Origin of the sequence: Paenibacillus sp. FSL L8-0502 (assembly GCF_038593055.1) — a bacterium.
Classification (GTDB): domain Bacteria; phylum Bacillota; class Bacilli; order Paenibacillales; family Paenibacillaceae; genus Paenibacillus; species Paenibacillus polymyxa_D.
The window spans coordinates 384,549-407,500 of record NZ_CP151958.1 but is presented as its reverse complement, the minus strand read 5'-3'; the positions used below and the strand labels follow the sequence as shown (position 1 = coordinate 407,500).

Sequence of the window (22,952 nt, the reverse complement as noted above, 5' to 3'; positions counted from 1 at the left end):
GCCTCTTTCACAATCTCGTTTCCCGAGCGGTACAATTTACCGACGTGTTCCCTACCTCGACGTAAGAGGGCGCTCCCCGATACATATTGCTCGGCGCACCCTTTTCTTCCGCAATTACAGGGGTGTCCTCCGGGGAATAGAATACTGTGCCCCCAATCACCGCCGCTCCAATGAGCCCCTCTGCACAAGAGGCCATTTTCCATATATGCACCTCCGACACCTGTTCCCAACGTGAGCATCACCAAGCGTCGCTTGCCCTTCCCCGCTCCCTGCCACGCTTCTCCAAGTAAAGCGGCGTTCGCATCATTATCAGCAACCGCTCGTAAAGCCAGTTTTTCCCTAGCCCATGTTACTAAGGATGTACCTTGCCAGCCAGGTAGGTTATCTGTGGCATACACAACTTCGCCGCTCTCCACATTTACTCTGCCAGCAGTAGCAATGCCAAGAGCGCCTACATCTATATGGGCACCGAGGCTGGTATCTCCAAAAGAACGCAACAGCCCGAGCACAGATTCTGACACCTGCGACAACACCCATTCACGTCCCCGGGAAGCGTCCGTATCCAGCCGGATTTCATCAAGCACCGATCCGTCCCGTGCCACTATGGCGGCCTTCACCGATGTGCCCCCAATGTCGATTCCAATGACTCTGTTCACAGCAGCTGCCACCACACCAACCTCCTTGTTACCCTACATAAAAGCTTACTAGCTCTTTGTACAAACCTTCTATTAATAGCAATACATGAAATAGCCATTCATAAGCACCACAAACACAAGTCATTGAACCTGTCGAAACGCACAGTTTTCAATTCACAACTGAAAAATCTCAATAGCTTCGTTCAATAACGGCCCTCGCTGTTTTTTCCTTCATCTGTTTGGTGTGACTCGCGTGCTTGCGAGCAAGCCCTTCGCAAATGAGGTCAATCACGAATAGTTGTGAGATTTTAGCACCGATTGAACCACCTTCTATCGGCGCTTCTTTGCCCGCGGTTAGCAACACGATATCTGCAATGGAGGTAATGGGTGATTTCGCATAATTTGTAATTGCAATAACAGTTGCACCGTTTTGCTTGGCTTTATGCAGCATATCGTTCGTATCCAGCGTACTTCCTGATACACTAATGCCGATAGCCACATCACCCGGGTTCATGGATACCGCCATCATCGACTGAATATGTCCGTCTGCCACAGCCTCGGCGCGACGCCCGATGCGTAAGAAACGGTTTTTAGCATCCTGCGCGGAAATCCCCGAAGCACCTACGCCGAAAAATTGAACATAGCCCGCTTGATCGAGACACGCAATCGCACGACCAAGCTCTGAATGGTCCAGCAGCCCCATACTGGAGTGCAAAATATCGAGCATGTTGTGATACACCGTACGCGTAATATCTTGTTCGTCATCTGGGTCGATGTTCTCCTCGCCCATATCAGTTTTACGATAAGTCTGGTTTTGCGCTAGGGACAGTCGGAAATCCTGATAACCTTTGAAACCAATCTTCCGACAAAAGCGCATGACGGTCGTTTCGCCTGTACCTGCAAAATCCGCCAGCTCCGTCACAGAGAAATATATGATGTCTGCGGGATGCTCCAGTACGCACAAGGCAACTTTCTGCTCCGATTTCGTTAATGAAGGATAATACGTTTTAATTCGGTCGTTCATCTCCATAGATGCATTTCACTGCCTTCCTTGCGGCATCGGCAAACCGCTGCGTAATCAATTGGGGTCTGGTAATCGCCGAGCCTACAACCACTGCATGTGCTCCCATTCGGAATGCTTCCTCAACCTGCGCTGGATCATAGATTTTGCCCTCTGCAATTAAAGGAACGGGAACCAGTTCCGACGCTCTCCGAACCAGCTCCAGATCAGGACCCTCAATCTGAGCAGAGTACGGCGTATACCCGGATAACGTGGTGGATACGCAGTCTGCGCCAAGGGAGGCCGCATGAAGTGCCTCCTCCAGTGTCGATATATCTGCCATGGAAGTGACTCCCTGCTCATGGGCATAATCTATGAGCCTCTTCAGCTTGCATCCCGCTGGGCGCGGTCGTAATGTGGCATCCAGCGCAATGATATCCGCGCCTGCCTCCACCAGTTCCTCCATTTCACGAAGGGTAGGCGTAATGTAAATATCAGAATCATCATAATCCCGCTTAACCAAGCCAATCACTGGTAGAGAAATTGCCTGTTTAATCGCACGTACATCCGATGCGCCATTGGCGCGTATCGCCACAGCTCCACCCTGCTGTGCGGCAAGCGCCATTTTGACCATAGAATCTGCTCCATGTAACGGTTCGCCTGGTAGCGCCTGACAGGACACGATCAGTCCGTGCTGAACTTTGGATAATACACCTTCCATTCCCATAGGAATCACCCTCTCTTCTCAGCATGATGCCGTACGGTTAATGCGACTTCAAAGGTGCGGTTCCACGGCATGTAGCAATCTATAATTTCCACGCGGCCTTCCGGCCCGTTCACATATTCATTGAGCGCCTGCTCCAGCCATCCGCGAATAACCGCAGCTACCGAGCCTCTCGGTCCATCGAGCATAAACTTGGTAAAACCCATCTGCTCCACAATTCCGTTATTCATAGCCGTACGTACCACAGCGCAATAACAGGCATCCTCGGCGTAGCGCAGCGACAGAAAATCCAAATGTTCCTCCGTAGAGCCATAGTGGGTATACAGCATGGACTGGGCAATGACGGTGCCCAGCGTGTTAGAACTGGTATTCCAGCCTGCATAACCCGCCAGCTTAAAAAGCAGTCCTTTTTGCTTCAATAGTCTAAGTAGCTTGAGATCTGCGCCGTTGGCGTAGCCCACATCAGCAACTGCAACATTTTGACCTGCATATTGCAGCATATAAGAACCGTACTCAACCAGCTCTACTACATTCCGATGCACATCATATCCGGTCATTGCACGCTGCTGGGATGAAGCCTCTGCCATCGTGTCACCAGGTGTGTTAGCCAACAAAATCAAATCAGCCTCCGTTGCTGAGGAAGCTATCAGCCCACCTGCCGCCATAATCTGATATTTTAAGGTTTCGTAAAAATAGCGATCTTCAAAAAGCGGTACTACGAATGCCCCCTGCAAAGCAGACAATCGGGGATACACCCGTGGGACTACATTATTCATCTTGTTAACCCAACGAGCCAGCAACGTACAACCCACTTCATCTGCCCCCGGGTACATGTATACATTCAAATCCAGCCCAAGCTCAGAAATACGACTTCTTAGCCGCTGCTGATCCTTGGCGGTATAGCCGTAGGGAGCCGAATCATCCTGTGGGATGATCATAAAATCAATGATACCTTCTGCTACGAGATCCAGCGCAACTTCATTGGCCTCCAAATTCACATGGCGACGCCCCAGGTAATCATCCAATATTGCCATTGGCAGACGCTCGTTGATATCAGCTAATTCGAGTAACTCTTCTGCGGTAGCAATCCCCAGCTCCTGACGATGCTCAATGAAGCCCTTTCTGAATATCTCACGACCCCAATCGGCATAGTAATCCGGTTCTTCATCAGCCAAAGAATATTGCGGACAGCGCATAATCAGTTGAAATGCATACAGGGTCAGTTGCGGATATAGCTGTTTTAGCCTGCGAAGCCGATTCACTCTATCTTTGACCTGCTCGCTCGACATACTGTGTAGTCGAGAAGGTACGATTCCTCCGTACAGCAACGTATCCATCGCAACAATGGCTCCATCAGCCGCCGCTGCGCGTTCTTCGAGCCATGCCCATAGTCTGGTCGTATCGCCAGGGGTTTTCTTTTGTCCCATCCATTCTAATGGGGGCCGCTCCATCTCAAAGTCTGTGCCCTGTGCCAGTAAATAAGGAAATTGATAATTACAGGGCCGCTCATCCAGCGGTATAAAAAGTAATCGGGTTTTGGGCTTCACCATACGTTCCACCTCTCCTGAAAATTACCGTTATCCTAACGGCAAATGATTATTTTCAGGGCAGCTATGCTGCCTTGGTTGCTTAATCCAGCGCAAATACTCACAAAATCAGCCGATATTTTCCTTGTTCGTCCTGATCGACATAACCCCACTGCGCAGCAGCACGGATCGCCGGATTGCTACCCAGCCGAGCCTCCGCTTCTAAGCAAGCAGTGATACCGCTTCGCAGTTCTCCTACGATTTCGTCTGTCAGAGGTGACGGCTCTTGCTCGTCAACAGCTTCCCTCGGCGTGCCGCTCTCCCCCGACTGTGCATCGTCCTGTCGCTCGCTGCTGAGTGCAGCTTGACGCAGCACCTGCCACAGGCTCGCATCCAGCTCGGCACGTTCCAGCCACGGTGCGGCCTGGGACACGAATCCTGCTGCTGGATCACCGGCAGGCACGCTCCGTAGGACGCTCACGGCCTGAAGCAGCCGCTCAAAGTACATATCCAGCGCAGGGATATCGCGCATTTGCAAAGCAAGGTCCACGTCCTCATACGCGTTGCCGCCTAGTCGCCTGTTCCTGTTTTGACGACAAAAAAACATCAATTCATCCGCACGCTCTCCCACTAACTCCTGCGCAGCCCATTCCCAAGATCGCTCAGGCATATACCGTTCACTGTTCCACATATAGTGGGACATCGTAATGAGCGTCACTTTGGAGCATTCCCACTGATTCATCGGGTTGGCCACCATACCGGTATGTCCACAGTCTGGTAGCCCGGAATATCGTCCGCGCAGCGGATCAAGGAATAACCGATCATGGTCACAATCATTCACCGGGATGTTATCCCACAGCCACAGCTCATGCCCGAAGAATGCATGATTATCAGCGGCGTGCTCGCGACTAATCTGTGGAGCAAAAACAAAGTACCCGGTCCAGAACACCTTAATCTCCGGATGCAGCCGCTCACGGAAATCCTTTTTGTATTCGGTATCCCAATATGACCAATATTCCGAAGGACAGACCGTCAGCGTAAATTCAGGCAGTCGTTCAGCTAGCCATGCATGCACCTTGTTCGTCAAAAAGACATGAGCGTGACCCGAGCGGCCCAGCAAATGTCGATTTCCCCCTTTGAGTACGTAGTCAATGTCATCCATTAACACAGAAAAATGACGTACGCCAATCGCAATCACGGCCGCCAGCTTTTCAGTCAATTTAAGGAAGTCTTCATCACTGCCAAAGCTCAGGTCGTTCCCTGGGCTGATACAATAATGGAAATCAACCTCATGCCGTTCGCAGGCTTCCTTTAATTCGCAAATCTGGGCAAACGTATCCTCAGGGTACGGCTCTCTCCATAGCTCACGATGATATGGATCATCCTTGGGGGCATACATGAATGTGTTCATCCGATGCGTAGCCATAAAACGGACGGCATCCAGCCGATCCGCGAAACTCCACGGTTTCCCATAGAAGCCCTCAATAATTCCTCTGACCGGGAAGGAAGGCTCATCCCGAATAGACATCACCGGCAGAGTACATCGCTCCTGTTCCACTTGAAGCAGGAGATGCAGGGCATCCATACCGTATTTGAGCCCTCTTTTATTGGAAGCATGAATTTCAATCCGCCCGTCCTTCTGAATGTCCAACCGATATCCGTCTGCAGCAAGCATTCCGTCATATTCGAGCACCAACTGCACGCTTCCCCGTGTTTCAGTCGGTACACCCGGCCCTGGAGGCACAATAAGCTTGATCGGTCCCTCAGGGTCCAGCACACCTTCATACTCCTGATTCATTGCAAAGCGAGAGGACAGTTCACAGATCAGTCGCGGTTCGGAGATAACCAGCCTTTCCCCGCTGTCATACACATCACGAAAATAATATTGAATCTCCTGCGGTGCTAGCCCTACACTCGAATAAGGCCCCGTTCCTTCGGACAGTTCCATCGCAATCGTCTCCTTCCATTCACAGGCTCTTCGTAGCCGTGACTACTGGCTATCCTTTTACCGCTCCCGCCAAACCTTCCATATAGTAGCGCTGTGTAAACAGGAACAATATAATGATCGGCAGTACCGAAATCATTGTGCCGGCAGCAATCCAGCCGAAGTTATAGGCAAATTGACCGTTGAGATACGTGAGCGCAGCTGCTAGCGGATATAGCTCCGTATCGTTCAAAATAACGATAGGCCACAGAAAGCTGTTCCAGAACGACATCGCCTCCAACAGAGAAATTACAGCAAGCGCTGGCTTGACCAGCGGAAGCACCAGCTGCCACCAAATTCGAAACTCCGAAGCGCCGTCCATTTTACCGGAATCACGTACATCGGTGGGAATATGAATAAACGTCTGTCGCATCAGAAAAATGTTGAACACGGAGACTGCCCCAGGCAACACTACACCCAAATATGTATTGCCCAGATGAAGCCCTTGAATGGTCAGATAATGCACAATAAATGCGGTGTAGGAAGGAATAATCATCGTGGCAATCAGCAGCGTAAACACCAGATTTTTACCCTTAAAACGAAACACAGCCAAGGGATATCCTGTCAGACTGGCGAGTACCACATTGAGCACAACGCCCAACACCGTAATGATGACCGTATTCAGCATATATTTCGGGAAATTCATGAACTGCCACACCTGAACATAGTTGTCGAAATTAATAAAGGTCGGAAAAATAGCGGGCGGCGTTGAAAAAATGTTACGGCCTGGCATGAGGGATACGCTGAGCAGCCAGAGGAACGGTCCCATTAAAAAGAGGGCGAGTAGCACTAGAAGCATGTAGATGACCGTCATTCTCAGCATTCGGGCGAGACTGCGCATGCTGCGGCTACTTTCCTTTTTAGGAAGAGATGAGCATAGCAATTTGTCATCCTTTAGATTCATCAATAGGGATTGACACCACCTTTCCTATTGAATCGGAATACGATAATACTAAGTACGGCAATCATTGCACCGACAATTAAGCCAAGCGCCGAAGCATACCCAAAATTAAACTGCTCCATCCCCTTTTGAAAAATATACAAGCTCGATGTCAACGTGGCCGTTCCCGGTCCACCCTTGGTTAGTACATATACTTCATCAAATACGCGGATAGCTGACATGAGTGATATAAGGGTACAGAACAGAACGTAAGGTCTTAGCAGTGGAAGAGTAATATGAACAATCAGACGCCATCGGCTTGCACCGTCGACTCTAGCGGCTTCGTACAGATCTTGAGGAATGTTTTGTAATCCAGCCAGATAGAGCATCATATAATACCCGAGTCCCTTCCACATTGTGATGAACATCAGTACATACAAGGCCAAGTTGCTGTCCGATAACCAGTGTATGTCTTTGCTAATCAGGCCGATCTGTATGAGCAAGTAGTTCACTACGCTGTTATTGCCCAACAGCCAGCTCCAAATTAAGGCTACAGCTACCATTGAAGTCACAACAGGGATGTAGTAGGTCGTGCGGAATATTTTGATTCCCGGAATACGGCTGTTCACAAGCACGGCCATCAGGATGGAGAAAATTTGGAGAAAGGGGACAATGAGCACGTACAACAATGAGTTCCAAATCGAAATAAGAAAGTTACGGTCCTTAAACGCCGCTTCAAAATTATTCAAACCGACAAAATGGGTATCTGATATGACAGAGTAGTCTGTCAATGCCAGCGGAATGCTGTAAATAATAGGCCAAAATACAAAGACGGCAAGCAATAACAGTCCCGGCGTCATAAAAGCCCAGGCCGTAAAAGACTCCGACCTCAACCATTTGATCATGCTGCATCACCACCTGATTTCGATAAATGAACAGGGGAGTATTCACTCCCCCCTGTCAAACCTATTGCTTTAAAATATCGTTTACTTCCTGCTCCAGAGCAGTTAGCGTCTCCTTCGTATCTCTTCCGTTCAATAAAATATTTTGCAAGGCTCGCGCGATGGCACTATTCACATCTTTGGCATTGGGCACACCAACCATATAATCTGTCGCCTTATCCAAACTTTGCGCGGATACTACCTTGGCTTGTGCTTCTAATGATTTGTCAGACTGAGTAAAATATGGATCCTTAATGGAGTCTTTCGTGGAAGGTAGTGTATTCGCCGCTTTAGAAAAAGCAGTTTGACTCTCTGCGTTTGTCAAGAAAACAGCAAATTTCACTGCTTCGTCCACATGTACAGACTTAGCAGGTACGACCAAGTCCATAGAGTTGGAGAGCCGCACATCGGCTTTGCCAGTTGGGACAGGGACAGCAATTGTGTTCTTATAAACGTCTGGCGCTGCCGTTTTGATAAAATTGATGAACGTGGGGCCTGCCAGCTCGAAAGCAACCTGCTCGCCGGCATAATATTTCACTTGTTGTGAGAAGTCAGCGTCTTCCTTGAGTACAACGCCATCTTCCATCTGTTTTTTTAGATTATCAATCATGGTGACTGCTTCTGGTGTATTGAACGCCGCCGCTGTCTTTTCTTTATTTAGGATAGGAATGCCGTCCACAGCGAAAAGCTTGGATACAAGCTGCTGAGCATAGCCTGCCTTGCCAATTTTTCTATTGATCTGACGGCCCCATTCAGACAATTCCTCCCGGGTTTTGGGCGGATGAGCAGGGTCCAATCCGGCGGCTTTGACCAGCTTTGTATTCATGTAAAGTACTTCTGTACCGGTATACCAGGGCAGCGCATAAGCTTTACCGTTAATGACTGTGGAATTATAAATACCCTCGAAATAAGCAGCCTTTTCCTCGGGCGACAAATGCTCATTCATATCAACAACAGCACCCTTGGAGCCCATTTGGCTAGCAAATTCTGTATTGAGATTAACTACATCCGGACTGCTGTTGCTAGCGATACTTGTCAACAGTTTGTTGGTTACTGCGTCATAAGGGTAATCCTTCCAGTCAATTTTGACATTGGGGTTCTTCTGCTCATAATCGGCAATCACCCGATTGAAATACGGGGTAAATGTAGGTTGTAGTGCAATGGTCCAAAATTGCAGTGTTACTTTCCCTCCGTCAACCTTTTCCGACTTTGATCCTCCACCACCGCAGCTGCTCAGCAGTACAACCAGCGCCAGCATAGATACAAGCAACCGTAACCTGCCTTTCGCTTTCTTTGTCACATGGTGACCCCCTTGTTCTTAGTTGATTAAGGCAAATTATAGCAGAAATACCGTTATAGAAGGAACGTTTTTTTAATAAAATAAATTTAGAAGGAATAATTTTTCTTTATTGGATACAAAAAAGACGCCTCTTCAGCAGAGACGCCATTTCCCTAAATCAACCCATCAAAGGGTTCACATCTATTAATAGTATGGGGCCATGAAAACGTACACCAGTACCCCGGTCAAGCTCACATATAGCCAAATTGGCATCGTCCAGCGCGCAATCTTACGATGTTTTGCTACCTGCATCGTCCATCCCCATACAACCGTGAACAGTGCCAGCGGTACAATAATTGCAGCCAGTATGCTATGCGAAATCAACAATGTAAAGTAAATCGGACGAAGGATACCCACACCGCCATATTTTGCAGTTTCCGGCGAAATGTAGTGAAAGGTCAGGTAGGAAAATAAAAATAAAACGGTACTGGCAAAGGCCAGCAGAATAAAGGTTTTATGCACCTTGATGTTCTTCTTGAAAATAGCAACCAATGCAGCCACCAGGAAAATAAACGTGAAGCTGTTAAAAATCGCATTCAACCTTGGGAAAATAGTGAGATCAAAACTGACACTCCCCTGGTATCCGATCGGCGAAAAGAATAGCAGCAAAATAATCACGTTGGCTATAATGGAAACGGTGATAATCAAGGTTGTAAAATTACGATTGCTCGTTGGAACGTACTGCTTGTCCTCACTCGCTTTATTCATCATGAGCGTCTCCTTCGTTTAAATTCAGGTTTTCATTATTTTTGCGGTCATAACCATAATATATTATATAGAACTCATAGTTAGCCTGTGAAGTGACAACAGTATGAACAATTTCACAGCCATCCGGCAAGAAATGTGCTTCAACATTTGAGGATAGCCCTTTGTTTCCCTATATCAACGGTAGAATGCATTCTTTTTAAAAGCTTTATGCACACAAAAAAACACCGGAAGAGTCTGATTACCCGCTCCGGTGTTGTGTCGGTTATGCAGTTAAGCAGCCTTGATGATCCATATTCATTGCTGCCACACGTCACTGTATTCTTTATGGCGCTTGAACAGAGCAAGTGCGTACGAGCAAGCAGGGATAACCTTTTTATGCTGATTTCTTGCCATCTCAACCACTCTGTCGATGAGCTCCTTGCCAATTTTTTGACCCCGTAACTGCTCGGATACAAATGTATGGTCAATGACCAATGAGTGGTCATCTACGGATTTATAACCTACTTCTGCAACTACCTGTCCATCATCCACCATGACTACTGCATGGTCCTCCTCGCGAATTTGTCTCATGAGACCAATCCCCTTTCTGACTGAAGAAAATCCCGTAAAACTCATGCTAACGAATTAATGCAATCACTTCATGCCGACGCTAGATATTCTTATCATTCCCCTATTTAGGGATCAGAGAAACATCACATACGAGGATTTTGCAAAAATCCCATAAGCGACTTCCAATGAACAAGATATAGATCGAAATGGTTTAGTTCGTCTATATCTTGCACTTCGGAGCGACTGGAATCAAATTTTGCAAAATCCTGATACATAAAATAAGATCTATCGTCGACACTATATTTATTCATATAAAGGCAAGGGAGGTGCTGCGTTGCGTACAGAAATAAAACCCGTCATCCCGTTTGAACCGGAACTGAGCGAAAAAGTACCTGTAGATGCAACAGGCCTTTGGCGTTACGAAATAAAATGGGACGGTACGAGAATTTTGACGTATCACAACCAGGGCAGCACACGCCTGTTCAACCGCAAACAGCACGAACGAACGCTTTTATACCCGGAGCTTGCTCTCTTCCCCTCCTACTGCAAGGCTGATTCGGTCATATTGGACGGGGAAATGATCGCACTCGGTGCCGACGGTAAACCATCGTTCCATGAAATTATGCGACGGGATCTGATTCGTCGGACGGATCGAATTCAGTCAGCCTATGAAGCTGTGCCTGCTACTTACATGTTGTTTGATATTATTTATCTGAACGGGGAGTGGGTTCATCTTAAACCGTTACAGGAAAGGCTTGAACTGCTGCATCAGATCATCATACCGAATGAACGGATTCAACTGGCTCCCGCTCATCCTGATGGACAAGCTCTATTTCAGGTTATGTGCAGCCAAGGAATGGAAGGTATTGTGTGTAAAAAGCTGGATAGTCCGTACACATTGGGCGGAAAGGACGGACGATGGCTCAAGGTCAAAAATTATGGCGATATCATTGCCGTTATCGGTGGCTATACCCTGAACGGAGGCATTATCAACGCTGTGTTGCTGGGCCAATATGATAAACAAGGAATGCTGCGCTATATCGGGCATGTGGGTACGGGCAAGCTGACTCGGGAAGATTGGCGTCAGCTTACCGAGCGCCTGCTACCACATACCATATCGGAACGACCCTTTAGCAATAAACCGGATCGGCATCAAGATGCGTTTTGGGTGCAACCCATGTATACCGCCAAGGTTCAATATAGTGAGTGGCGGTGGCAAGAAGGACGTACCCTGCGTCAGCCCTCCATACAAGCCTTTGTGAATCAGGACCTCGATCAGTGTATCGGCCCCTGGATGTGACGTTTTACAGATATATTTTCAAAAAATGCGGAACAAAGTTTGTATAAATCATTGCAACCAGTGGTTAATTAAATTACAGTTAACTAATTAACTACATCGAGGTGGATCGCATGTTCTTTTTTTTGGACTCCGAAATTCGTCAACTGGCCTATAATCTCTTTCCAGGTGGCAATAAACCAATTGGTGTTTTGGTAGATTTATTTTCCATAACTTATGAAATACGTAAAAACATGGAGAAGCGTTCACGTGAATTTGGTCTCTCCTACGGGCAATATATCGCGCTTTGTGTACTTTCAGCACAAAGAGATGAAATGTCTTCTCCTTCTGCTTTGGCTGAAAAGATGGGTGTAAGCCGGGCAGCAATCAGTTCCATGGTTATTTCTCTCGAACAAGAGGGATTCATTAATAAATATGACGATCCCAATGACAAGCGGGGAGTGTTCGTGTCCCTGAACGATAAAGGAAAAAGTAAAATTCAACAGATGGATCCCTTTTTCGTAGGGCTGGCTTCACGTCTGATGTCAGACTTTAGTGAGTCGGAAATCTGTCAGTTCCAAACCTATTTGTCACGCGTACGTTCTGCGTTTGAAGATGTCAAAGGTTCGCGTCTAACCGACTCCAGAGAGAAGAGAGAAAAATGGTGCGAAGACTGAGGCAAAAACTGTTCGTCAAACTTGCCCGCATATCTGCTGGCAGAATGGGTGCTGCGTCCGATTTCAAACCTTCGTATTCTCCCAAAGTACATCGGAAAGAAAGGATCATCCACTCCCTGTATTCTTCATTTTTCATGGTAGCGGTTTCATGATGGGCAGCGCTGAAGTTGAAATTGGCATTTGAGTTCCGCATCGGAACGTCTGGCAGAACTGAAGAAATAAAAATAAGCCTCCTGCTGCCACTGCCATTATGCAGTCGGGTTCAGGAGGCTTATTATTTATCATTACAAACTGTTAAAAGCGTCAGTCAATACAGGTACAATTTGCGATTTGCGCGATACGACGCCTTTCAGAACAGCCTTATTGTCGTCCAACTGAACATTATAGGCTTTTTCGACTGCCTGGGCTTGGCTTCCCAGCGCAATACCAATGGAATCACTGTTCACAATGTCTGTTACGACGAACAAGAACAGATCAAGATTTTTAGCTTCAATGGTTTGGGCCAATGCAGCTTCCAGATCAGCTTGACGGGACAACACATCGTTTACGTCTACTGCGTTCACTTGAGCAATTTCCACTTTGCGACCATTCATCTGAAATTCTTTGGCATCCAGACTTACTAACTGTTCAATGGTATGACCACTCAAGTCAGCTCCCGCTTTAAGCAAGTCAAATCCGTAACGATCTGCATCCACACCAGCAATTTCAGCCAGTTCACGAGCAGCAGCTACGTCTTGATCCGTGCAGGTTGGGGATTTAAACAACAGAGAATCGGAAATAATCGCGGACAACATTAGACCTGCGATATCTTTCGGAATTGCTACACCATTTTCCTTGTAGAGCTTGTTCAAAATGGTGGCTGTGCAACCCACTGGCTCAGCGCGGAAGTATAACGGCTGGCTTGTTTCAAAGTTAGCGATCCGGTGATGGTCGATGACTTCAGTTACACGTACCTTGTCAATATCAGCGGCGCTTTGCTGGCGTTCATTATGATCGACCAGAATGACGTTGTCCGTTTCAGCAGCAACCTGCTCAACCAGACGTGGCGCGCTCACTTTGAAATAATCCAGTGCATACTGCGTTTCCCCGTTCACCTCGCCCAGACGAACCGGCTCTACGTCCGCGCCCAGTTTGGTTTTTAAGTCTGCATAAGCAATAGCTGAGCAAATGGTATCCGTATCCGGATTTTTATGCCCGAAAATCAATGTTTTTGCCAACATAATCGACTCCTTTGCCTTAGGCATTTTACATGATTGTGAAACCTCAACAATTCCAATGCAGATTATATCATTAAATCTCGCATTCTCCCATTCCTCTTCGATTGTTTTCAAAAATAATCTAGTAAATTCATAACATTTCCATGGAATCTACATGTAATGTTAACCTTATTTTTTCTAAAAATATAAAAAACATATAGTAATATATCCCACCAATATGGTAAGATATGCCTCAAAACTGGCAAGTTAGTCACCAGTGGTCAATTCTATTATTTTAGATATTAAGGGAGGCGTGAGAATAACGGCAGTGGCTTCAAATCCTAGTATGTAGAGATATCATATTTTGATTGAAAAGAGGGAAATCTTTGAAAAAGCCGATCATTTTGCAAAAAATACCTGTCGTATCACTCGCTCTTGCCTTGACGGTAAGCTTGTCTCTGCCGTCTGTCAGTTCTGCTGCTAGCGCAGATCTGCAAATCAACTCATTTCTGGAAGCTCAGCAAGCATTGACTATTGAGGCGGCTCCGGCCTTCATTTCGCCAGAGCTCAGCACAGATTCTTCCCGTCAGGTCAGAGTCATCGTACAGCTTGATGGTGAGCCCTTAGCCGTGGACAAATATGCAGCACGTTCAGGCGTCCAAGCTTTTACAGCTCAATCTGAGCAAAAAGCGGAATCCGCGATTGCCACTGAGCAAACTACGTTCGTAGACCAAGCCGCTGAGCATGGTATTTCTCTTCAGGTGAATTACCAGTACAACACGGTGCTTAACGGCTTGGAGGTCACACTGCCAGCCAATAAGATTCCAGAACTGGCTAAACTGCCAGGCGTAAAATCCATTCATGAAAACAAAACGTATTATTCCATCCCCGTACAGGACCCGCCAACACTTACAGCCAGTGAAGCCACTTATGATAACGCACCGCTGGACCAGATTGGTGTTCCTGAAGCCTGGGCCAAAGGATTGAATGGCGCGGGAATCAAGGTCGGGGTTATTGATACCGGTATCGATTATGAGCATCCGGACTTGAAAGAAGCCTACAAAGGCGGATATGACTCTTTTGAACAGGACAACGACCCTTACGAGGAACCGTTCCTCGAAAAGGAGAATGATCCATTCGGCACAGGTTTTAGTGGAACGACACATGGTACTCACGTCTCTGGCACAATTGCTGGTAAAGCCGCCAATAAATCCTCGGATATTGTGCAAAAGGGTATTGCCTATAAATCGGACTTATACGTGTATAAAGTGCTTGGACGCAATACCAAGACGGGTCGCTCCTCCGGTTCCTCCGCACAGGTCATTGATGGTATTGAACGTGCTGTCAAAGATGGTATGAACGTCATTAACCTGTCGCTGGGCTCGGATTCTGAAAAGGACCCGAACTCCCCGGATTCCATTGCTATTAATAATGCTGTACTTTCCGGCGTAGTCGCGGTCATAGCGAATGGTAATGCGGCCCAACAAGGACCCTACTTTTATTCCATGGGTTCTCCCGCAACATCCCAGCTGGCGATTTCCGTCGGTGCAGCCACTTCCCCGAGCCATAGCTATTCAAATAAAGCATCCGTCAATCTTGTAACCTATGGTAATGATGAAAAGCCTTTAACAGTTACATCAGATACCTATTACAATTTTAATATGATGGCTTGGCAAACTTTTCATGAGGATTTTTCTTCTATTATGGGGACAGAACCATTGGAATTGGTTTATGCCAATTTGGGATATCCAGATGATTTCACTTCTAAAGATGTAAAAGATAAGGTTGTGATCGTATCGCGTGGCGTCTTGGGCTTCGTAGACAAGATCGCAAACGCACAACAAAATGGTGCAAAGGCTATTATTATTTTTAATGGTCAAGCGAAATCTGGCGACAGCACACGAGCCAATCTGAGTGAAGCTATCCCTGGTTACGATGGTTACATTAATTCGAATCAAGGAGACAATGTAGATTATATCCCTACCTTTGACATGACAGGAAAAGAAGGTAGAGCACTGGCAAGACAAATCATTGAAAGCCAAAACCACAAACAAAAATTCTTTATTGCTTTTGGAGAAGAGTATCATCGTACTGACAATCCTGGTAATACCATGGCCGGATTTAGCTCCCGCGGACCCAATGGCGATGAACTGCTGAGCATCAAGCCGGACGTGAGCGCACCAGGGGTTAGCATCATGTCAACCTACCCTGCCTTCGCCAAGTTCTATCCGGATGCATCCTATGAGCAAGCTTACAAACGCAGCAACGGAACGAGTATGGCATCTCCGCATGTGGCTGGACTTGCCGTGTTGCTGAAGCAGCAACATCCGAACTGGACACCGTTTGATATCCGCGCTGCTCTGGCAAACACTTCGGTTACACTCTTTGATGAGGATAAAATCCAATATGATGTGTATTCCCAAGGTGCAGGCCTTGTAAACATCGCTAATGCGATTCAGACGCCAGCCCTGCTGGAAACCGTCGAAAAGATTACGATTCTCGACAAAAACTTTAATCGGCAGGAGGTTGTGAATTACAATCCTTCCGCCAGCTTCGGGGTGTTACGACCTGGTAGTGATGCGAAGCAGATTCAGCTTCAACTCAAAAACTTGTCGGGTAACACTGTGCAATATGAAGCCAGCACCGTGTTACATGATAATGTAACCTCTGATCCAACTAAGCCGATTGCTACACCTGACGTGAGCAACATTGCCGTTCAGTTGCAAGGTGTTGGCGCGAATGGAGCAATTTCGGCAGAACCGGGTAAATCGCAACCGTTCTTCCTGTCTGTGCAACCAAATTCGGGTGCAGCCACAGGTGTATATGAAGGGGAAGTTATTCTGAAAAGCGCCGGACTGCCAACACTACATTTGCCGTTCGTCGTTCATGTGGGCAAAGAAAATCCAACGACAGGCTTTGGCTTACAGGACCTGAGTGTTACCAACCCGATTATTTACCCAAGTCGGACAGGTGCTCAGCGCTCAACAGATTTGGCTTTCCGCCTGACCACAGATAAAACCAACCAGATCGCGCTTTATGTATACGGCGTAGATGATAAATTGATCGGTCTGATTGATGGAATAACGACTTCCAAAGAACAAGGAGCTAACGCTCGCCTCAAACAAGGCGTATATTCCTTTAAGGGTATTGACGGAAGTTACGTGGAATTAGATGACAATGGCAAGCCTGTGCTGGATGCTAATGGTCAACCCGTTATTCAACACTTGAAAGATGGCGTGTACAAGCTGGAAGTCAGTTCTCCTGAACTGAATGAAAAGGGCGAAGTTGAACGCAATACCGATGGCCCTAAACTGTTCACCGCCACTAAAGCTATTCGTGTGGATAATAGCGCCGCATCCAGCGGTAGTGGTGGAGGCGGAGGTGGTGGAGGTGGCGGCAGAAGCAATACTACACCTTCTGCTGCAACGAACACATCCCCCCCTGTTCCTACATCTGCTCCTTCACTTCAAAGCGTAGTGAAGCAAGGACAGGCTGTTAAAACTGTCACTACAGCCGTTGCATTGAACAATAATGTACAGTCGCTGACAGTAACCGATGCAGATTTGCAGGCTGCCGTGACAGCAGCAGGTTCCAGCCCGACAGCTATTGTACTGTCGGCTACTAGCCAAGCAGGCCAAACGACGAAAGCATCGCTCACTTCCACACAACTGGTAACGCTGGGCAAGGCTGCAGCAGGAAGCAGCTTGATTGTAAGCAATACAGGCTCCTCTCTGGCTTTGCCAGTATCCGCTCTGAAAAATGTTCCTGCTGGTGCAGGCATTGAAGTGATCATCAGCAGCCAGGCAGAGGCGAGCGGTACATTTACAGGCAAGTTGAAAGGCTCCAATGTGATCGGCACCCCGGTAGGGTTTGAAGCTAACATTGTCACTGGTGGCAAGAGTCAATCGCTCAAAGTTGCTCCAGGACAGTTTATTAGCAGATCCTTTACCGTACCTGGTCAAATTGATTCTAATACAGCCGGTGTACTCTATACGGCAAACGGAAATGTTTATCCCGTTCCATCCGTCTTCACCAAGCAGGCTGATGGATCTACCGTCGTCAAGGTAAGCCGTCCGGGCTTCTCGACGTATGCAGCGGCGACACGTCCCGTTAGCTTTGAAGATATCTCATCGTCGTATGCCCAATCCGAAATTCAATCGCTGGCAAACAAGTTGCTGATTAACGGCACGACCGACACGACTTTCTCACCGAAGAAAAACGTGACACGTGCAGAATTTGCAGCCCTGGTAACCCGAGCACTCGGCCTGACACCAGGTACTGCTGGACCATTCAGTGATATCCCGGCAGGTAGCTGGTACTCCGGCGATGTGGCAGCCGCTTATGAAGCTGGATTGATTACGGGTCGCAGCAGCGACAAGTTCGATCCGAATGCTAATATCAGTCGTCAAGAAATTGCTGTCGTGCTGGGTAAAGCTATAGACCTGCTTCAAATCAAAGCAGCAGCCGATGGCCCTGCACGTACACCGTACCATGATGCTTCATCCTTTGCAGGCTATGCCAAGGACAGTATTGAAAAAGTAAGTGCAGCAGGCATCATTAACGGAGAAGCGATTAAAGGCTCCTCCTACTTCCAGCCGAATGCACCTACAACCCGTGAGGCATCTGCCAAGGTGCTGCATGTGCTCTTACAAAAAGCTGCGCTGATTAACTAACAATTAAAAAGCCTCCCGAGCCGTGTTATAACCAAAGCTGCGGTTCGGGGGGCTATTTCTATGTTACGCCATAATCTGCAATACTATACTGTTCCCGCTAAAGGTAGCGTTACTTTGAATACACTTCCCGTTCCCAGAGTGCTTTCAGCCGTAATGTTCCCGCCATGTGCTTCCACGATGGACTGTGTAATGGCCAGACCAAGGCCCGCCCCGCCTGAGCTACGTGTACGCGATTCATCTCCACGATAAAAACGCTCAAATATCCGCTTCAGCTGTTCTTTACTCATGCCCGGTCCGTTATCACGAATTTGGATATCCACCAACTTCTTACCTGCAGACAGGTTTACCTGGATCACACCTCTTTCCATATCAGTATGCTGAACAGCATTGTGAAACAGGTTGAGCACGACCTGCTTGATTTTATCCCCTTCTGCCAATACCCGTATACCTGCCGTCATATCAAAAACCACTTTACGTGTACCTGCTAGCATAAGAAGCTGCGGTTTCATTTCCAGCAGCAACGCATCTAGGGGTATGTCTTCCAGCTTTAATTCCGGTGTTCGATCCAGCTTAGCCAACAATAGCAAGTCAGAGACAAGCTTATTCATCCGCTTGGATTCACCATACATACTTTCTAATGCTGATTGGAGCTGCTTCGGATTGGATGCAGCTCCACGAAGCAGCACTTCCAAAAACCCGTGGATGGATGTGAGCGGGGTACGCAGTTCATGGGAAGCGTCCGCAATAAATCGTCTCATCTGCATCTGCAATTCCCGTTCGGCAGCAAAAGAATGCTCCAGCCGTTCCAACATTCCGTTAAATGAAACCGCCAAACGATCCACCTCATACTGCCCTTGCTCTGCGTCAAAGCGCTCGGCCAGATTGCCCGCATCAATACGTTTGACTGCCTCAACCATCCTGGAAAGGGGTACCAACGTGCGACGCAGCACCGGAAGCATAAGCGCCAACCCAATCGTAAGTGCAATCAGAGACAATAAAATAAAGGTGCGGAGCTGGTTAATCAACTGCTCTTGCATAGAAGTCGTGGATACGCCCATTTGAAGTAAACCGGAAGAACGGTCAGGTGGACCGAGCGGACGGAACACAACCAGTTGCTCTTTCCCCTGGGCATCCGTGATTAATTGATAGCCGTGACGCATGCGCTTACTCTGCTGCATTGCTTGATACTGCTGAGTGGTGAGACGCGGCGGTTTAAGTCCATTTTCATTGGACAAGCTCTGGAAGGTGCCGTCTATACCTATAGAAGCAAGCGACATATCCGGCCAAAACAGAAACGGTCCCGGTCGATTACTCCTTCGATTGGACTCATCTTGAGGAACGGTTACCCCAGCCCCGCTCTTTTCCTGCGAATCCTTAATCAATAAGTCGGCAGGAATTGAATTCAGCTGTGTATTCATAGCTTCTGCCCGACTGCGATACAGAAAATCTTTCATCAGAAAATATTGTAGAAAACCAATCAATACAAGCAACAAAGCCAAAATGAGTAACGTTCTGGCCAAAAGCTGGGATCGGAGAGAACGGAGTGCATATTTTCTCCGACTTTTCCCGCCCGCCTTCATAGCAGATCCACCCGGTATCCCACACCGCGCAGCGTACGAATGACCCGGTGCTCCTTGTCTTTGAGTTTTTCACGCAAGGAGCGAATGTACACCTCAACAATATTATCCTCGCCTCCAAAATCGTACCCCCATACCCGGTCCAGAATACGACTTTTACTTAACACAATCCCGTGATTCAACACCAAAAACTTCAATAGTTCATATTCGGTAGGCGACAGTTCCAGCACCTGACTCTGATAACGGATTTCCTTCCGTCGATCATCCACTTGAAAGGGGCCGTGAACCACTTCTCCCAGCAGATCGGGGAACTGATTGCGCAAGCGCGCTTCAATGCGAGCCAGCAGCTCATTAAAACTGAAGGGTTTTACAACATAATCATCCGCGCCGAGTTTTAATCCCTTTACCCGATCGTCGACATCATCCTTGGCAGTCAGCATAATGACCGCGATGTTATCCTCCGTCTCCTTGAGATTTTGGCACACCTCAAAACCGTTCATTTCCGGCATCATCACATCCAGCACCGCTACATGCGGGCGAAACTCTTTTGCCAAATCGAGCGCTTGACTCCCGTTCTCGGCGGTTCTGACTTCATATCCTTCATTAATCAGTCCAAGCTCTAAAAATTGCAAAATATGAGGCTCATCATCTGCCAGCATAATTTTAACTCCGTGTATTGGATTCATTATTCATCTTCCCTTTCATGTTGCTGCATTTTTCTCATATAAAAGTCGATTCATTTTCACCTGTATCTAATATACCTGAATCCTGTCGCAAAAAAAGCACCCCTGCTCAGCTTTCAGCTAACGTTCAGGGAGCGCTCAGAACGCATTAAGGTACGTCTGGCATGATAATAGCAAGCCGGTAGTTCACCGGGCCAAGATCGGAATAAATACAAAGAAACTTTCACAGGGAGTGGAATGAACATGATTAAGAAATGGTTTAAGACCAGGGCGGACATCCCCCTGATCATCATTATGCTGATATCCGCATTTTTGAACGGATACAACATCTGGCAAGACAAATATGTAAACACTTACTACACGACGGCCGTAGCAAGCATGCTACAAAGCTTTCACAACTTCTTTTTCGCCTCACTTGATTCTGCCGGATCGGTAACGGTAGACAAACCCCCTGTGGTGTTCTGGATTCAGACACTGAGCGCCTATATATTCGGGCTTCACGGATGGAGCGTTATCTTGCCACAGGCGCTGGCTCAAGTCGGATCGGTCTTGCTCGTTTACTTGCTCGTCAAACCGAGCTTCGGTACGATGGCCGCACGTTTGGCCGCCTTCGCCATGGCAACGACACCGATAGCCGTAGCGGTTAGCCGTACGAATAACATCGACGCTATGTTGGTTTTCACACTGTTGCTCGCAACATGGCTATTGTTCAGAGGCCTTAGAAATAGCAAAACCGGGCTGATCCTTGCTGCTTTCGCAGTCGTAGGCATCGCCTTTAACGAAAAAATGTTACAAGCCTATATGATCGTTCCCGCACTGGGTCTGTTCTATCTGCTGGCTTCCAAGTTTAACTGGAAGCGAAAAGCAGCAACACTGGTAGGATCAGCAGTTGTCCTCCTGATCGTATCACTCTCTTGGGCAGTCGTAGTGGACTTTACTCCGGCAGATGAACGCCCTTATATGGGGAGTAGCGGTACGAACTCTGTGCTGAATTTGGCCTTTGGTTATAACGGCCTGTCCCGTCTGACAGGAGATCAGGGTACAGGTGGCAATCGTGGCGGAGAACGTACGGATCGGAACAATAACGCTGCAACGAATAGCAGCAACACAAACACGGATCAGGCTCAGACGACCACATCATTGGACAGCACTACTTCTACGGATGACTCAGGTGCCAACAACATGGGTGCAGGTGGTCAAATGCCACCGGGTGGATTTGGCGGCAACGGACAAGGTGGTCCTGGAGACGGGCAAGGTCGCCAGGGCGGTCCAGGCGGTGGACCGGGAGGGAATTCTGGTGGCGGCATGTTCGGTACTGGCGAAAAAGGACCTTTACGGTTGTTCCAATCCTCCCTGTCAGGTCAAGCCAGCTGGCTGCTTCCATTTGCATTAATTGCTTCCATCGGCCTGCTTGCAAGCATTCGACGTCGTAATATCACACAAAAACACAAAGAGGTCATCTTCTGGCTGACCTGGTTGATTCCCGTAGCTGCATTTTTCAGCGTAGCAGGATTCTTTCATCATTATTACCTGATTATGCTCGCGCCACCAATTGCAGCGCTCTTTGGAGCAGGATTCGTAGAATTGTGGAACCAGTATCGTGAGCGTTCCAGCTGGCTCTCCTGGCTGTTACCCGCAGCAGTATTGGCAACCTCGGTATTTAGCTGGTTTGTTTTGCAAAATTACAACGATACCATTGGCAGCGGCTGGTCCATCGCGGTATTGATCTTAGGGATCATCGGCACGGTGCTGCTGGTAGTAGCACGAATGAAATCTGAGAAGTTCACAAGATTCGCCGTCATTGCAAGTGTACTCGCTATGTTTATCGGTCCTGCATATTGGGCATTGACACCGATCATCTACGGAGGGAACAGCATGATTCCACAAGCCGGACCCACTCAATTTGGCGGCGGTGGCGGTGGCGGAATGCCAAGCAGCAATGATCGCAATAGAGGCCAGAGCGCTAATGGACAACAAGCCGAAGGAACTCAAACGAATAACCAGACCAATAATGTAGAGAATTCCAGTCCTGATGGAAACACTTCAAGCACACAAACAAGTACAGACACGGAACAAAAATCTTCTACCCGTTCCAGAGGAATGGGAGGACCCAACGGTAGCCAAAGTTTAGATCAAAAAACGTTGAGCTATTTGCAAAAAAATAACACAGGTGAAACCTACCTTTTCGCAGCAAGTAATTATTCAACGGCTGCTCCTTACCTGGTCGAGGCCGGACAAAAAGTAATTATTATGAACGGTTTTGTATCCTCCGATCCAGTCTATACCGTCGATAAAATCAAGGCGCTGGTCGAAAGCGGCCAAGTGAAGTACTTCATGATTTCTGGTGGAGGCGGCGGACCGGACGGCGGTAACTCTGAAGTCACTGCATGGATCAAAGAACACGGCAAGTTGATCCCTACAGATGAATGGAAAACAACAACAGACGAAACAAGTACAGACGTTAAAGCCACCGAGAGCGGAAGCGACACCACGAACAGCAATGCGAACGCCCAGGATGGTCAAGGTGGCCCTGGCAGAGACGATCGTGGCGGAAGCGGTACTTTATACGAAATCACCTTATAAA

General features: G+C 47.7%; 17 protein-coding genes (1 of these 17 only partly in view). 4 read left to right on the top strand and 13 right to left on the bottom strand.

Translation table 11 applies throughout. From position 1 onward, the window contains the following. The 10 genes from NSQ57_RS01750 to NSQ57_RS01705 form a co-directional block, all read right to left on the bottom strand. Window positions 1-668, bottom strand: the 5' portion of a protein-coding gene (locus NSQ57_RS01750) for an ROK family protein (protein ID WP_342425558.1). 268 nt of this gene lie to the left of the window's left edge; only the first 668 of its 936 coding nucleotides appear in the window; the start codon lies at window positions 666-668; its stop codon lies off the left edge, out of view. Window positions 669-825: 157 nt separating this feature from the next. Next, complete coding sequence (locus NSQ57_RS01745) at window positions 826-1,665, bottom strand: MurR/RpiR family transcriptional regulator (protein WP_342425557.1); 840 nt, start codon at window positions 1,663-1,665, stop codon at window positions 826-828. Continuing rightward, window positions 1,643-2,362, bottom strand: a complete 720-nt coding sequence (locus tag NSQ57_RS01740) for an N-acetylmannosamine-6-phosphate 2-epimerase (RefSeq protein ID WP_029516815.1) — start codon at window positions 2,360-2,362, stop codon at window positions 1,643-1,645. Before NSQ57_RS01740 ends, NSQ57_RS01745 begins: the two co-directional genes overlap by 23 nt. Before the next feature lie 5 nt (window positions 2,363-2,367). Beyond that, the gene (locus NSQ57_RS01735; protein WP_342425556.1) at window positions 2,368-3,909 is read right to left on the bottom strand and encodes a DUF4127 family protein; all 1,542 of its coding nucleotides are present in this window, start codon (window positions 3,907-3,909) and stop codon (window positions 2,368-2,370) included. A gap of 97 nt (window positions 3,910-4,006) precedes the next feature. Continuing rightward, entirely contained in the window at window positions 4,007-5,833 is a 1,827-nt protein-coding gene (locus NSQ57_RS01730; RefSeq protein WP_342425555.1) for a beta-N-acetylglucosaminidase domain-containing protein, read from the bottom strand. Window positions 5,834-5,882: 49 nt separating this feature from the next. Beyond that, window positions 5,883-6,773 (bottom strand): carbohydrate ABC transporter permease, encoded by an 891-nt coding sequence (locus tag NSQ57_RS01725; protein ID WP_029516818.1) that lies wholly within the window; start codon window positions 6,771-6,773, stop codon window positions 5,883-5,885. Then, window positions 6,773-7,654 carry a sugar ABC transporter permease gene (locus NSQ57_RS01720; protein ID WP_029516819.1) on the bottom strand — a complete coding sequence of 294 codons (882 nt, stop codon included), beginning with the start codon at window positions 7,652-7,654 and terminating at the stop codon, window positions 6,773-6,775. Before NSQ57_RS01720 ends, NSQ57_RS01725 begins: the two co-directional genes overlap by 1 nt. Before the next feature lie 61 nt (window positions 7,655-7,715). Then, a complete protein-coding gene (locus tag NSQ57_RS01715) occupies window positions 7,716-8,990 on the bottom strand; it encodes a sugar ABC transporter substrate-binding protein (protein ID WP_029516820.1) in 1,275 nt (424 codons plus the stop codon). Window positions 8,991-9,173: 183 nt separating this feature from the next. Next, window positions 9,174-9,737: a DUF420 domain-containing protein gene (locus NSQ57_RS01710; protein ID WP_029516821.1), complete on the bottom strand. Its 564-nt coding sequence runs from the start codon at window positions 9,735-9,737 to the stop codon at window positions 9,174-9,176. A 294-nt stretch (window positions 9,738-10,031) separates the two neighbouring features. Beyond that, window positions 10,032-10,307, bottom strand: coding sequence for a GNAT family N-acetyltransferase (locus NSQ57_RS01705; protein ID WP_029516822.1), 276 nt, complete (start codon window positions 10,305-10,307; stop codon window positions 10,032-10,034). A gap of 313 nt (window positions 10,308-10,620) precedes the next feature. Between NSQ57_RS01705 and NSQ57_RS01700 the strand changes: the two genes are divergently transcribed. Next, window positions 10,621-11,586 carry an RNA ligase family protein gene (locus NSQ57_RS01700; RefSeq protein ID WP_029516823.1) on the top strand — a complete coding sequence of 322 codons (966 nt, stop codon included), beginning with the start codon at window positions 10,621-10,623 and terminating at the stop codon, window positions 11,584-11,586. A gap of 110 nt (window positions 11,587-11,696) precedes the next feature. Next, on the top strand, window positions 11,697-12,239 hold the full coding sequence (locus NSQ57_RS01695; protein ID WP_029516824.1) for a MarR family transcriptional regulator: 543 nt from the start codon (window positions 11,697-11,699) through the stop codon (window positions 12,237-12,239). A gap of 284 nt (window positions 12,240-12,523) precedes the next feature. Here NSQ57_RS01695 and NSQ57_RS01690 read toward each other — a convergent pair whose 3' ends face one another. Then, a complete protein-coding gene (locus NSQ57_RS01690; protein WP_274386410.1) occupies window positions 12,524-13,459 on the bottom strand; it encodes a manganese-dependent inorganic pyrophosphatase in 936 nt (311 codons plus the stop codon). A gap of 362 nt (window positions 13,460-13,821) precedes the next feature. Here NSQ57_RS01690 and NSQ57_RS01685 point away from each other — a divergent pair, with 362 nt between their 5' ends. Further along, on the top strand, window positions 13,822-18,108 hold the full coding sequence (locus tag NSQ57_RS01685; protein WP_342425554.1) for a S8 family serine peptidase: 4,287 nt from the start codon (window positions 13,822-13,824) through the stop codon (window positions 18,106-18,108). A gap of 83 nt (window positions 18,109-18,191) precedes the next feature. Here NSQ57_RS01685 and NSQ57_RS01680 read toward each other — a convergent pair whose 3' ends face one another. After that, window positions 18,192-19,688 carry a HAMP domain-containing sensor histidine kinase gene (locus NSQ57_RS01680; protein WP_342425553.1) on the bottom strand — a complete coding sequence of 499 codons (1,497 nt, stop codon included), beginning with the start codon at window positions 19,686-19,688 and terminating at the stop codon, window positions 18,192-18,194. After that, window positions 19,685-20,371, bottom strand: a complete 687-nt coding sequence (locus NSQ57_RS01675) for a response regulator transcription factor (protein ID WP_342425552.1) — start codon at window positions 20,369-20,371, stop codon at window positions 19,685-19,687. The genes NSQ57_RS01680 and NSQ57_RS01675 overlap by 4 nt, the downstream gene beginning before the upstream one ends. A gap of 240 nt (window positions 20,372-20,611) precedes the next feature. On the opposite strand from NSQ57_RS01675, the gene NSQ57_RS01670 reads away from it, so the two are divergent. Beyond that, a complete protein-coding gene (locus tag NSQ57_RS01670; protein WP_342425551.1) occupies window positions 20,612-22,951 on the top strand; it encodes a glycosyltransferase family 39 protein in 2,340 nt (779 codons plus the stop codon). Window position 22,952 lies beyond the last annotated feature (1 nt).

What these genes read in the sequence shown, in the direction of transcription:
- NSQ57_RS01720 (WP_029516819.1), bottom strand. Translation starts at nt 7,654, where the DNA reads ATGATCAAATGGTTGAGGTCGGAGTCTTTTACGGCCTGGGCTTTTATG.
- NSQ57_RS01690 (WP_274386410.1), bottom strand. Translation starts at nt 13,459, where the DNA reads ATGTTGGCAAAAACATTGATTTTCGGGCATAAAAATCCGGATACGGAT.
- NSQ57_RS01670 (WP_342425551.1), top strand. Translation starts at nt 20,612, where the DNA reads ATGATTAAGAAATGGTTTAAGACCAGGGCGGACATCCCCCTGATCATC.
- NSQ57_RS01695 (WP_029516824.1), top strand. Translation starts at nt 11,697, where the DNA reads ATGTTCTTTTTTTTGGACTCCGAAATTCGTCAACTGGCCTATAATCTC.
- NSQ57_RS01745 (WP_342425557.1), bottom strand. Translation starts at nt 1,665, where the DNA reads ATGGAGATGAACGACCGAATTAAAACGTATTATCCTTCATTAACGAAA.
- NSQ57_RS01675 (WP_342425552.1), bottom strand. Translation starts at nt 20,371, where the DNA reads ATGAATCCAATACACGGAGTTAAAATTATGCTGGCAGATGATGAGCCT.
- NSQ57_RS01680 (WP_342425553.1), bottom strand. Translation starts at nt 19,688, where the DNA reads ATGAAGGCGGGCGGGAAAAGTCGGAGAAAATATGCACTCCGTTCTCTC.
- NSQ57_RS01705 (WP_029516822.1), bottom strand. Translation starts at nt 10,307, where the DNA reads ATGAGACAAATTCGCGAGGAGGACCATGCAGTAGTCATGGTGGATGAT.
- NSQ57_RS01735 (WP_342425556.1), bottom strand. Translation starts at nt 3,909, where the DNA reads ATGGTGAAGCCCAAAACCCGATTACTTTTTATACCGCTGGATGAGCGG.
- NSQ57_RS01730 (WP_342425555.1), bottom strand. Translation starts at nt 5,833, where the DNA reads ATGGAACTGTCCGAAGGAACGGGGCCTTATTCGAGTGTAGGGCTAGCA.
- NSQ57_RS01710 (WP_029516821.1), bottom strand. Translation starts at nt 9,737, where the DNA reads ATGAATAAAGCGAGTGAGGACAAGCAGTACGTTCCAACGAGCAATCGT.
- NSQ57_RS01725 (WP_029516818.1), bottom strand. Translation starts at nt 6,773, where the DNA reads ATGAATCTAAAGGATGACAAATTGCTATGCTCATCTCTTCCTAAAAAG.
- NSQ57_RS01740 (WP_029516815.1), bottom strand. Translation starts at nt 2,362, where the DNA reads ATGGGAATGGAAGGTGTATTATCCAAAGTTCAGCACGGACTGATCGTG.